The 12,076-nt window shown below is 64.0% G+C and carries 11 protein-coding genes; 4 read left to right on the forward strand and 7 right to left on the reverse strand.

Annotated features, from left to right (window positions below; all coding sequences use genetic code 11):
* The first annotated feature begins 401 nt into the window (after window positions 1-401).
* Both C8C94_RS01100 and C8C94_RS01105 read left to right on the forward strand, forming a co-directional pair.
* Complete coding sequence (locus C8C94_RS01100) at window positions 402-2,054, forward strand: methyl-accepting chemotaxis protein (protein WP_121419399.1); 1,653 nt, start codon at window positions 402-404, stop codon at window positions 2,052-2,054.
* Between the two features lie 189 nt (window positions 2,055-2,243).
* Window positions 2,244-2,741, forward strand: a complete 498-nt coding sequence (locus tag C8C94_RS01105) for a MarR family winged helix-turn-helix transcriptional regulator (RefSeq protein ID WP_121419400.1) — start codon at window positions 2,244-2,246, stop codon at window positions 2,739-2,741.
* Between the two features lie 57 nt (window positions 2,742-2,798).
* On the opposite strand, the gene C8C94_RS01110 is transcribed toward C8C94_RS01105, so the two are convergent.
* From C8C94_RS01110 to C8C94_RS01140, 7 genes are all read right to left on the reverse strand, one after another.
* Window positions 2,799-3,575 (reverse strand): enoyl-CoA hydratase-related protein, encoded by a 777-nt coding sequence (locus C8C94_RS01110; RefSeq protein WP_121419401.1) that lies wholly within the window; start codon window positions 3,573-3,575, stop codon window positions 2,799-2,801.
* Window positions 3,576-3,601: 26 nt separating this feature from the next.
* A complete protein-coding gene (locus C8C94_RS01115) occupies window positions 3,602-4,594 on the reverse strand; it encodes a tripartite tricarboxylate transporter substrate binding protein (protein WP_121419402.1) in 993 nt (330 codons plus the stop codon).
* Window positions 4,595-4,651: 57 nt separating this feature from the next.
* Window positions 4,652-6,295, reverse strand: coding sequence for a cyclohexanecarboxylate-CoA ligase (gene aliA, locus C8C94_RS01120; protein ID WP_121419403.1), 1,644 nt, complete (start codon window positions 6,293-6,295; stop codon window positions 4,652-4,654).
* Window positions 6,296-6,366: 71 nt separating this feature from the next.
* Window positions 6,367-7,524, reverse strand: coding sequence for a cyclohexanecarboxyl-CoA dehydrogenase (gene aliB / locus C8C94_RS01125; protein ID WP_121419404.1), 1,158 nt, complete (start codon window positions 7,522-7,524; stop codon window positions 6,367-6,369).
* A 20-nt stretch (window positions 7,525-7,544) separates the two neighbouring features.
* Window positions 7,545-8,327, reverse strand: coding sequence for a 2-ketocyclohexanecarboxyl-CoA hydrolase (gene badI / locus C8C94_RS01130; RefSeq protein ID WP_121419405.1), 783 nt, complete (start codon window positions 8,325-8,327; stop codon window positions 7,545-7,547).
* 37 nt (window positions 8,328-8,364) lie between these two features.
* Window positions 8,365-9,132, reverse strand: a complete 768-nt coding sequence (badH, locus tag C8C94_RS01135) for a 2-hydroxycyclohexanecarboxyl-CoA dehydrogenase (RefSeq protein ID WP_121419406.1) — start codon at window positions 9,130-9,132, stop codon at window positions 8,365-8,367.
* A gap of 701 nt (window positions 9,133-9,833) precedes the next feature.
* On the reverse strand, window positions 9,834-10,859 hold the full coding sequence (locus C8C94_RS01140; protein WP_055400227.1) for a LacI family DNA-binding transcriptional regulator: 1,026 nt from the start codon (window positions 10,857-10,859) through the stop codon (window positions 9,834-9,836).
* Between the two features lie 205 nt (window positions 10,860-11,064).
* Here C8C94_RS01140 and C8C94_RS01145 point away from each other — a divergent pair, with 205 nt between their 5' ends.
* A complete protein-coding gene (locus C8C94_RS01145; RefSeq protein ID WP_121419407.1) occupies window positions 11,065-11,550 on the forward strand; it encodes a gluconokinase in 486 nt (161 codons plus the stop codon).
* On the forward strand, window positions 11,547-12,068 hold the full coding sequence (locus C8C94_RS01150) for a TRAP transporter small permease (protein ID WP_121419408.1): 522 nt from the start codon (window positions 11,547-11,549) through the stop codon (window positions 12,066-12,068). Before C8C94_RS01145 ends, C8C94_RS01150 begins: the two co-directional genes overlap by 4 nt.
* The last annotated feature ends 8 nt before the right edge of the window (window positions 12,069-12,076 follow it).

The following is a 12,076-nucleotide window of genomic DNA, read 5'->3' on the forward strand; positions in this document are numbered from 1 at the left end:
GCAAGCCCCACACATCCCATGAAGACGCCAACGTCTTGTTCGCCCAATCCGCCGTTGCACCGGGCTGACACACGGCCAGCGTTGACCGTGGTGCTGAACATGCAAAGGATGTGCCAAGTTCTGGTGGCACTTGGTTTGAGTAAAAACGGCGGCTGGCACTTGCGTATCGAGAGTTTTTTGCTATCAAATTTGAAGTTAAAATTGCCTGCCAGTCCAAGTTAGTGCAGCGTGCTCCGGTGTGATGCACTTTTTTGGCGCGATGCACCAATTTGGTGGCTGCAAACCAGCAGAGCCACTTAGGTGTTTCAAATCATAAAAATTCAACATAGGATGTATTCGGTTCATCCGTTGCCGTGTTGCCCGGTTCTGAGGTGACGAGGCATTCCCTGAGGAGGGTCCCCATGCGCGTCAATCTCCCGATCAGCACGCAGGAATATGCGTTCCCCAAAGGCCAGACCCTGGTGTCCACCACCGATCTCAAGGGCCGCATCCTGTACTGCAACCCGATGTTCATCGAGGTCAGCGGGTACGAGAAGGAAGAGCTGCTGGGCCAGCCCCACAACATCGTCAGACACCCCGACATGCCCGAGGAGGCCTACCGCGACATGTGGGAGACCATTGCCAGCGGCAACCCGTGGTCGGCCCCGGTCAAGAACCGGCGCAAGGACGGCACGTTCTACTGGGTGATGGCCAACGTCACCCCGCTCATGCAGGGCGACCAGCCCACGGGCTACATGTCCGTGCGCACCGAGGCCACCCGCGATCAGATACAGGCCGCCGACCAGCTCTACCGCCAGATGCAGGCCGAAAAACAGGCTGGAACCCTGGTGCACGTGCTGCGCGAGGGGCAGATCGTCAAGAACACGCTCTGGGGGCGCATGGCCCGCGCAGTGCAGCTCGGGCCGCTCGGCAAGATCATGCTGTGCACGCTGCTGCTGGTGTTCGCGTCGTGGGGGGCTGCGCTGCTGGGCGGGCACACCATGACCGTCGCGGCGGGCGCAGCCTGGCTGGGCGTGGTGCTGCTGGCCCTGGGCATGGCGGTGTACCTGCACCGGGCCACCGTGGCGCCGTTGTCGCAGATGCTGCGCTGGGCCAACCGCATGGCCGCAGGCGACCTTACCCAGAAGATTGCGGCGTCGCGCAGCGACACCGTGGGTCAACTGCAAAAGGCGCTGGCCCAGCTCAATGTGAACCTGTTGTCCATCGTGCGCGATGCGCGCCAGGAGAGCGAACACATGCAGCTTTCCACCCGCGAGATCGCGCAGGGCAACCAGGACCTGTCAGAACGCACCGAAGCCCAGGCCAGCAACCTGGAGCAGACGGCGGCGTCGATGGAGGAAATCACTGGCACCGTCAAGCAGACGGCCGAATCGGCCCGCCAGGCCACCGTGCTGGCCACCCAGGCCACCCAGGTAGCTGAGCGCAGCAGCGAGGCCGTGGACGGCGTTGCCAGCACCATGAAGCAGATCCAGACTGCCTCCGGCCGCATCAGCGAGATCACCCAGCTCATCGACTCCATTGCGTTTCAGACCAATATCCTCGCGCTCAACGCCGCCGTGGAGGCCGCGCGTGCGGGTGAGCAGGGGCGCGGGTTTGCGGTGGTGGCCTCCGAGGTGCGCAGCCTGTCGCACCGCACGCTCTCGGCCGCCAAGGAAATCCGGCAGCTCATTGACGACTCGGCCACCAAGGTGAGCGAAGGCCACGCAAAGACCGACGCAGCGCAGAAGACTATGACCGAATCGCTGGAGCTGGTGCGCCGCGTGAACACGCTGATCGGTGAAATTCACAGCGCGTCCAACGAGCAGCTCAGCGGCATCTCTCAGGTCAACGCCGCCGTGGCGCAACTGGACACCATCACGCAGCAGAACGCCGCGCTGGTGGAGGAAAACGCCGCCTCGGCGATGCAGCTCAACGGGCAGGCGCAGACGATGACCGAGACGGTGCAGGTGTTCCGCATCGATGCGTCGGCGCCCAGCCAGGCGCGGGACGCGGTGGCGTTGCGCAAGGAAATGAAGGCAACCTCCGGCGGCCGGGCGCTGGCAGCACCGACCTGAGATGAGAGCTGGCGCTGGCGGCACCAGCTGCCAGAGGCCTTGCTGCGATCGCTGTGACTGGGTGGGGTGGTGCACAGGCAAGGAGGTTGTTGAGCGGGCCATGGCATGCAGAGGCTGGATGACGGTGCGACAATGTGTTGTCTTGATTGTCCTGTTGCCATCGTCTGCAAAACTCCGAGAGCCCAACGCATGCATTCTCCAGATTCCAAAGCCCAGATTGCCCGCATGGAGCTGGCCAATCGGTTGTTTTTCAGGCTGTATCAATGCGCTAACTTGTTGCATAAAACCGGTTCGCGGGCGGTGGAGAGCGAAGGGCTGACCACGCAGCAATGGGCAGTACTTGGTGCCCTGTCGCGTGAGGATGCGCAGCAGGGCATGGGTGTGAACGAGCTGGCGCGCTACCTGTTGGTCAGCCGCCAGAACCTTGCGGGCGTGATCGGGCGGCTGGAGCGCGATGGCCATATCTGCATGGAGATCGATGAAAAGGACCGCCGCTCCCGTCTGATCAAGATGACCGAGTCAGGGCGCATGGTGTGGCTGGTCAAGGCCCGGCCCAAGATCGATGCGTACTATGAACAGGCGCTGGATGAGTTCTCGGTGGGTGACATCACCCACACGCTGCACTACCTGCTCAAGCTGCTGGACAACATGCAGCGGCTGGACACTGGCGGGGACACCGAGGGCTGAGCAGACTGCAGCCGGGTGGATGCCGGACACCGGTCGGAGGCGACCGGCTTCTTCTGCTCAGCGGTGTTCGAATGCCGGTTCGCGTTTGCCGAGAAACGCATGCATGCCTTCATGGGCATCTGCACTGGCAAAGCGCTCGTACAGCGCATGGCGCTCGAACAGGATGCCTTCGGTCAGCGGGCTTTCCCAGGCGCGGTTGACCGATGCCTTGATGGCCATAAGCGCGGGCAGCGAGAAGCCGGCAATCTGGGTGGCCAGGGCCAGCGTGCGGTCCAGCAGTTCGGCGTCGGGTACGACGCGTGAGACCAAACCGTAGCGGTCGGCCTCTTGCGCGTCGAGCATGCGGGCCGACAGGCACATGTCCATCGCCTTGGCCTTGCCGATGGCACGCGGCAGGCGCTGCGTGCCGCCGGCACCGGGCAGCATGGCGAGCTTGATCTCGGGCAGCGCGAACCGGGCCGATTCGGCTGCCATGGTGATGTCGCAGGCCAAGGCCAACTCACAGCCGCCACCCATCGCATAGCCTGCAACGGCAGCCAGCACCGGCTTGCGCACCTGGCGAATGGTCTCCCAGTTGCGGGTGATGAAGCCGCCCCGGTACACGTCCATGAACGACCAGTCGGCCATGGCCGCAATATCGGCCCCGGCCGCAAACGCCCGGGCGCTGCCGGCGATGACGATGGCACCCACGCCATCGTCCGCATCGAAGGCCTGCAGCGCAGCGCCCAGCTGGTCCATCAGGGCGTCGTTGAGCGCGTTGAGCTGCGCGGGCCGGTGGAGGGTGATCATGCCCACCCGGCCGCGGGTTTCCGTCAGGATCAGTGCTTCATTCATGCTGGATCTGGGCTTGGTAGGGCTGGTCAGTCGATGTTGATCTTGGCTTCCTGGATCAGGCCGGACAGCAGCTTGGTCTCTTCGGTCAGCAGTGCGCGAAACTCGGCGTTGTCCAGGCCCACGGGCTCTGCGCCCAGCGATTCATAGCGGCTCTTGGTGCTGGGCAGGGCGAGCACCTTGGCGATTTCACGGGCCATGCGCGCCGTGATGTCTGCAGGTGTGCCATTGGGCGCCCACATGCCAAACCAGATGTCCAGCTCGGCGCCCTTGAAGCCCAGCTCTGCCAGCGTGGGCACATCCGGGAAGAACGACGACCGCTTGGCGCCCGCCACGGCCAGCATGCGCACCTTGCCTGCGCGGACATGCGGGAACGCAATGCCTGGGTCAAAGACATAGTCCGCCTGGTTGGCCATCACATCCTGCAATGCAGGCGCTGCGCCCCGGTAAGGGATGTGCGTTGCAAATACACCGGTGACCTTCTTGAACAGCTCGCCCGCCAGGTGCGGTGGCGTGCCGGGGCCTGCGGAGGAGTACGACAGTTTGCCCGGGTTGGCGCGGGCATAGGCCACAAACTCCCTGGCGTCCTTGAAGGTGGACTGGGGCTTGACCACCAGGTACATCTGGCTGCGGCCCACGCCCGCGATGGGCGTGAGGTCCTTGGCCGGGGCAATGCTCTGCTTGAAGAGGAAAGGGTTGGCCGTTTCGAACGAAGTAGGCGCAATCAGGAAGGTGTGGCCGTCTGCAGGTGCGCGAATCACTTCGGCCGCTGCCACGTTGCCGCTGGCGCCAGGTTTGTTGTCCACCACAACGGGCTGGCCCAGCGCTTCGGTGAGCGACTGGGCCATGACGCGTGCCATCACATCGGTGGTGCCGCCTGGGGCAAAGCCGACCACGATCTTGACCGGCTTGGTGGGCCAGGCCTGCGCATGCGCCGTGCCGATGGCGCCCAGGACACAGAGTGCCAGGGCGGCAGACTGGCTGAGGCGTCTGCGGATGGGGGAAGGTTGGCGTGTAAGCATGTCGTTGTCTCCTGCTGGTTTGTTGTGTAGTGATCGACGGGAAAACGGTGGCAACCTTCAGGCAACCTGTTCGCGCAGCATTTCGCGCAGCTTGAACTTCTGGATCTTTCCGGACGGTGTGGCTGGCATCACGTCTCGCACGATCAGGCGCTCGGGGATGTACTGCACGGCAATCTTTTGGTCCTTGAGGAACTGCACCAGGCCTGGCAGGTCGATGGTCTGCCCGGGCTTGGGCACCACCACGGCGCAGGCCCGCTCGCCCAGGCGCTCGTCAGGGTAGGCCACGATGGCCGCCATGGCGATGGCGGGGTGGCGATAGAGCAGCGACTCGACTTCGACCACCGGAATGTTCTCGCCGCCGCGGATGATCACGTCCTTGCTGCGGCCGGTGATGCGCAGGTAGCCGCGCTCGTCGATGCGGGCCAGGTCACCGGTGTCGAACCAGTCGTCGGCGTCGGTGGCGTTCAGATGCGCGCGGTGCAGGTAGCCGCCAAAGTTGGAGCATGAGCGCAGCAGCAGCTTGCCGGGCTCGCCTGGCGGCAAGGCGTTGCCGTCCACATCCACCACCTTGATCTCCACGCCAGGCAGTGGGCAGCCATCGGTGTTGAAAGAGCGTTCATCGTCGTCCTCCGGACGGGTGAGCGTGACAGCGCCGTTCTCGGTCATGCCCCAGGCCGACACGATCTTGGCGCCCAGCGCCTTGCGCGCCTGTTCCACCAGCGGACCGGGGATGGGCGCTCCAGCGCACAAGAAGGTGCGCAGGCTGGGTACGGCTACGCCGCTGTCGGCCACCGTACGCGCCAGATCGGTGAGAAACGGCGTGGAGGCCATGGTGAAGCTGGCCTTCTCTGCATTGATCAGTGCGATGGCCTTGGTGGGCTCCCACACGTCCTGTAGCACGGCACTGGCCTGTAGGAGGATGGGCATGATCAGACCGTACATGAAGCCCGTCTGGTGTGCCATGGGCGAGGCCATCAACACCACGTCGTCGGCACCCAGGTGCAAGCGCTTGGCGTACGGGATGATGTTGGCCATCACGGTGTTGGCCGAGTGCATAACGCCCTTGGGCTCGCCCGTGGTGCCCGACGTGTAGATGAGCTGGGTGACTTCGTCGGGGCCGGGGCGGTGGGCGGTCAGGATGGCTTGCGCATCGGGCTGCTGTTCCCATTCGGGACCGCTGAGCAGGGCGTCAAAGCTGTTGGCACCACTGCCACCGACCACCACCACATGCTTGAGGTGCGGCAGGGCGGGCTGCAGGTCGGTGATCATTTGCTCAAAATCAAAGCCCCGAAAGGTTTGGGGCGCAATCACCACCTTGGCCTCGCCATGTTGCAGCATGAACGAGAGTTCGCGCTCGCGAAAGATGTGCATCAGCGGGTTCATTACGGCACCGATGCGCGAGCAGGCCAGGTAGGTCAGCGTGAACTGCCACCAATTGGGCAACTGGCACGCCACGACGTCGCCCCGGCCCACGCCCAGGCGCGATAGGCCCACGGCAATGCGATCAGCCATGCGTGCCAACTCGCGGTAGGTAAAGCGGGTGGTGGCTCCCGTTTCCACTTGCAGCGCGGTCAGCGCCAGTTTGTCGGGGCAGGTGGCCACGCAGGCGTCCAGCGCATCGTTGATGGTGCGGTCACGCCAGTGGCCTTCGGCCACCCGCTGCGTGCGGCGCGGGGGGAGCAGTACAGCGTCAAATTCCATGGTCTTGTCTCCTGGTGTTGTTGTGGGTGATCCGTGGCCTGCGGTGAGCTGTGGTGACTTGGGGGGGGCGCTCAGGCAGGCACAAACTTGCGGCCGGCTCGGTCGCGGGCGATGATGGTTTTCATGATCTGCGCCGTGCCGTCGCCGATCTGGAAGCCCAGCACGTCGCGCAGGCGCTGCTCCATCAGTCCGCGGTCGTAGCCGCCGTGGCCAAAGCACAGCAGGCATTGGTGGATCACGTCGTAGGCCAGCTTGGGGCCCCACCACTTGGCCATGCCTGCTTCTGCGGTGTGCGGCAGGCCCTTGTCCTTGAGCCACAGGCCCTGCAGGCACAGCAGGCGAGCGCCTTCGACCTCGGTGTCGTACTGCGCCAGCGGATGCGTCACGCCCTGGAACGCCGACAGCGGCTGGCCGAAGGCCTGGCGCTGGGTGATGTATTCCCAGGTTTCCTCCAGCGCCACGCGCGCCACGGCCAGGCATTGCAGACCGATGAGCGAGCGCGAGAAGTCAAAGCCGTGCATTACCTGCACGAAGCCCTTGTTCTCGTCGCCCAGGCGGTGGCTGATGGGCACGCGCACGTTCTCGAAAAAGATCGAGCCGCGGCCAATGGCGCGTTGGCCATGGCAGTCAAAGCGGTTAGTGGTGATGCCAGGTGTATCCATGGGCACCAGCACGGCGGTCACCCCATGCGCGGCCTGCTCGGGTGTGCCGGTGCGACCAAACACCACGGTGATGTCGGCCTGGTCGGCGGCCGAGATGGAGGTCTTTTCACCGTCGATGACGTAATGGTCGCCATCGCGGTCGATCTTCAGGCGCAGGTTGGCGGCGTCGGAGCCACCACGCGGCTCGGTCAGGGCGATGGCGCAGATCGCTTCGCCTTGAATGAGTTTCTGCAGCCAGGGGCCGACCACGTCAGGGTTGCCATACTTGGACAGGATCTGCGCGTTGAGCGATGCCAGCAGATTCAGGTACGAGAAGCTCAGGTCAGCGCGGGCAATCTCTTCGTGGATCACGCCCGCAGCCAGACACCCCATGCCCAGTCCGCCGAACTGCTCGGGCAACTCCGGCACGATGAACCCTAGCGAGCCCATTTCACGCAGCAGGGCGCGGTCCAGCACCCGGGTCCTATCGCGCTCCAAAAAGCCAGGCGCGACCTTCTCCTGCGCAAAGCGGCGCACCGTTTCAGCCAGTGCCTGCAGGTCTTCGTTGATGTACGGGTTCGGGTTCATCGTTCTTCTCCGGCGGTTGCTTACTTCACGTACTTGCGGAATTCGGGCTTGCGCTTCTCTTTCAAAGCGTTCACGCCTTCGCGCGACTCTTCGGTGTCGTAGTAAAGCTTGAGCGCGTACATGCCCAGGCCTGCAATACCGGCCTGGTGGGCGGTGTCGGCGTTGAAGCTGCGCTTGGCAATGGCCAGGGCGGTGGGGCTGCGCTCGCACAGTTCTTCACCGATCTTCTGCACCTCGGCGTCCAACTGGTCGTGCGGGAAGCAGAAGTTGGCCAGGCCCATGGCCACCGCCTCTGCACCGCTGTAGCGGCGGTTCAGGTACCAGATTTCACGGGCCTTCTTTTCACCGACCACGCGGGCCAGGAAGGCCGTGCCGTAGCCGGGGTCCACTGAGCCCATCTTGGGACCAACCTGGCCGAACTGGGCCTTGTCGGAGCAGATGGTCAGGTCACAGATGGTGGCCAGCACGTTGCCGCCGCCGATCGCAAAACCTTGCACGCGGGCGATCACGGGCTTGGGCACGTCGCGGATGGCGGTGTGCAGCTCTTCCATAGGCAGCCCAATGGTGCCGCGGCCGTCGTAGTTGCCGCTGTGGGCCGATTGGTCGCCGCCAGTGCAGAAAGCGCGATCGCCAGCGCCGGCCAGCACGATGGCACCCACATCACGGTCATAGCCGGCCTTGTTCAGCGCCTTGATGATTTCGTCGCAGGTCTGACCGCGAAAGGCGTTCATCTTGTCGGGCCGGTTGATGGTGATCCAAGCCACGCCGTTGCGCACTTCGTACAGGATGTCTTCGAAATTCATGGTGTTCTCTCGGTAAAGGTAAGGAGGTATCCGGGGATCAACCGTGCATGGTCAGGCCGCCCGACACGCTGATGACCTGGCCGGTGATGAAGCCCGCGTCATCGCTGCCAAAGAAGGCAATGGCGCTGGCCAGGTCATCGGGCTGGCCCAGGCGGCCCAGGGGGATCGCGCTGCGAAACGCTTCCAGCAGCTTGGCGGGGTCGCGGGCGCCTTCAGCCACACCGGCCAGCAGTGCGGTGTCGGTGGGGCCGGGGCAGACCACGTTGACGGTGATGTTCTGGCGGGCGTGCTCCCGGGCCAGCGTCTTGGACAAGGCCACCAGCCCTCCCTTGCACGCGGAGTACACCGCCTCGCCGGACGAACCACCGCGCGCCGCATCGGACGCGATGTTGACGATGCGGCCGGTCTTGCGCTCTGCCATGCCGGGCAGCACGGCGTGCAGCATGTGCAGGGCGCCCGTCAGGTTGATGGCAATGAGCTTGTCCCACTCGGCAGGCACGGTCTTGGTGAAAGGCTTGAACACATCCCAGCCGGCGTTGTTGACCAGCACATCGATGGGTCCCAGGGCAGCTTCGGCCGCTGCCACGGCGGTGTCTACCTGGGTGCGCTGCGTGATATCGCACTGGAAGGCCTGGGCTACGCCCCCTGCAGCCCGAATGCCCTCCACCACTTTCTGCGCAGCCTCCAGGTTCATGTCGAACACGGCCACCCGGGCGCCTTCTTCGGCGAAGCGGCGGCTGGTAGCCCCACCAATGCCGCCGCCGCCGCCGGTCACGATCACGGTCTTTCCATTCAGATTGCGCATGGTTCACTCCTGGGTAATTCGAGGCATACCTTCCTGCGACAGCAGTCAGTGAAAGGTATTTAAGACAATGTATTTGCATATCGTAGTGGGATGGACTACATGTGTCAAACAGTTGTCGTTTAATCTTGTCTAAGTGTTTACCCTTTGTTTGTCGTAATCAAGAGAGTTTTTCTTCGAGGTTGACTTTGTTTTTTGAAGATTTGGATTCTTTTTATAAGTAAATAGATTGTCTTAAATGGACTGGTTTTATACACCGCAGAGAGACCGCAGGGCGGATGTTGGGCTAGGGGGCTTTGCTGAGGTCGTGGCTTGGATGACTGGCGGCGTGTCATACCGCCCACAGCGCGTGTGGCGTGCATGCTCAGAGGTGGAGTGCAGGGGGCTGCGCTCTTGACGGCTGTGGCGCGTGCCATGCACGCCCTGTGCGTGGCCGACGGGGAGGCGTTGCCCGCGCAAGGGCTACAGCGGCGCAGCCGTCAGGCCTGGGGATCTTGAGAAAAATACCGCGTTATGTATGCACCTGCGGTTTCGGGCAGTCTGCGGCGCTGCAAAGACTCGCAATAGCCACGGCTACTGCCGCGTTGTACGCCTGGCAGCCCATCCTGATCCGCAGCGCACACTGACCGCTCGATGTGCGCAGAGAACCCCTGGGAGAACGGCGGGGCGGTGCGGGTATGTTGGGTGCGCGCCGTGTTGCGCGGTCAGGTACTTGCCCGCACCGTCAGCTCAAACCCCAGATTCACTGAATTTTTCTCCGGCATCTCGCCCCGCATCAGCGTCAGCAGCATCTGCGCACTGGCCTCGCCGATGGCCGAGCGCGGGGTGCGTACGGTGGTTAGCGGCGGCAGCATCTGGTCGCTGCCTGCCAGATCGTTAAAGCCGGCGATGGCCACGCGGCCAGGCACGTCCAGACCCAGACGCTGGGCGGCCAGCAGACCACCCTGCGCGAGGTCGTCGTTGCAGAAGAACACGGCGTCCACGCCAGGGCGGGTGCGCAGCACCTCTTCCAGCAGCTCTGCGCCCAGGCGGATGGATGAAGGCTGAGGGCTGAGCAGCTCCAGCCGTGGGTCGTACATCCCCGCCTCGCGCAGGCAACGGCGGTAGCCTTCGGCGCGCTGCATGGTGCGTGGGTCCAGCTGGGCGGCAACGAATGCGATGTTCTTGTGGCCGCGCGACAGCAGGTGGGTTGTCATCGCATGGCCTGCGTCCTGCTGCGAAAAGCCCACGCAGAACACGCCGGGTGCGGGCGTCATTTCCATCAAGTGCACGCAGGGCACGCCGCTGGTGGCAATCATGTGGCGGGCGGCCTCGGTGCGGTCAAAGCCCGTGACAAGCAGGCCCGCCGGGCGGTGGGCCAGGTAGGTGCGCAGCAGCTGCTCTTCTTCCTGCGGGTCGTAGTGCGTCACGCCAATCAGGGCTTGGTAGCCGTGCGGGAAGAGGGTGCGGTGCACGGCCTCCAGCACGTCTACAAACAGTGCGTTGGACAGCAGCGGTACCAGCACCGGCACCTGCACACTGCGCTGCGAGGCCAGTGCGCGGGCGGCGGGGTCGGGCACGTAGCCCAGTTGTGCGGCGGCGTCTTTCACACGCTGCACCAGTTCTTGCGCCACGCCGCGCTCGCCGCGCAGGGCACGGGACGCGGTGATGGGACTCACCTCGGCGGCCTTGGCCACGTCGTTCAGCGTGATGCGGCCGCTGGAGCGGCGTCTTGTCTCGGGTTTGTTCAAGGGTTAACCCTCATGGGGGTTGAGATTGATCTGGTTAGGATAGCGCTGTCCAAGCGATGGAGCAAGGCGATGCCCGCTATTTTGGATGAAGTTGAAGAACTTGCCACAGTTTGTGCGGCATCCGGGAGCGGATGCCTTTTTTACGGATCGCTTGGATAGCGCTACCAACATGAGTGTTTTACCGTCAACGGTTTATCTGGTGGTCATGGGTGTGGCCGGGTGTGGCAAGTCCAGCCTGGGTTCTGCCCTGGCGCAGGCCCAGGGCCTGCCCCTGATAGAAGGGGACGACCACCACAGCCCGGTCAGCCGCGAAAAGATGCGCCAGGGCATTGCCCTGACCGACGAAGACCGCGAGGGCTGGCTGGCCACGTTAGGACAATTGCTGCAGGCGCACCCGCACGGTGCGGTGTTGACCTGCTCTGCGCTCAAGAAGGTATACCGGAACCGGCTGCGCAACGCCTGTCCGGGACTGCTGTTTGTCTTTCTGGAAATCGACCGTGCCAGCGCCGGCCAGCGTGTAGCAGCGCGCGCGGGCACCCATTTTTTTTCCAGCGCGCTGGTGGAAAGCCAGTTCGCCACGCTGGAGTCACCGGTGGGCGAGGCGGGCGTGTTGCGGCTCGATGCGCTACTGAATCTGGCCACGCTGCAGCAACAGGCTTCGGCCTGGATCGCCGCCCAGGAGTCTGCATGAATTCCCCTGCACAACACGCGCAACTGCAGCCGTCGCTCAGCCGGTTCGCCAGGATCTCCCAGCTGCTGATGGCCAGTTGCCTCGGCGTGATGGCCGTGGCGGTGTTCATCAACGTGGTGCTGCGCTACGGCTTTGGCAGCGGTGTGGCGGCCAGCGAAGAGCTGTCGCGCCTGCTGTTTGTCTGGATGGTTTTTATCGGTGCCGCAGCGGCCTACCCCGCCGGTGAGCACATGGCTTTTACCAGTCTGGCGGGCCTGTTGGCAAAGCGCCCGGTGGCCTTTGGCCTGTTGACGGCCGTGATCCGGCTGCTGGTGATCAGCGCCAGCGCCATGTTGGCCTGGGGCGCCTGGCAGCAGGTAGTGGTGGGCATGGGCAGCCGCTCCGTCGTCATGGCCTACCCGGCGGCGTTGCTACCACTGCCGGCCTTTTTGTGCGCGGTGGCCATCGGAGTGATGGCGGTCATCGAGTTGATTCAACGCAAGCCGCTGGACCTCGGTCACGGCGCCGAGGTGGAGTAAGTGATGAT

The sequence above is a fragment of the Acidovorax sp. 94 genome, from assembly GCF_003634645.1.
Lineage (GTDB): Bacteria > Pseudomonadota > Gammaproteobacteria > Burkholderiales > Burkholderiaceae_C > Acidovorax > Acidovorax facilis.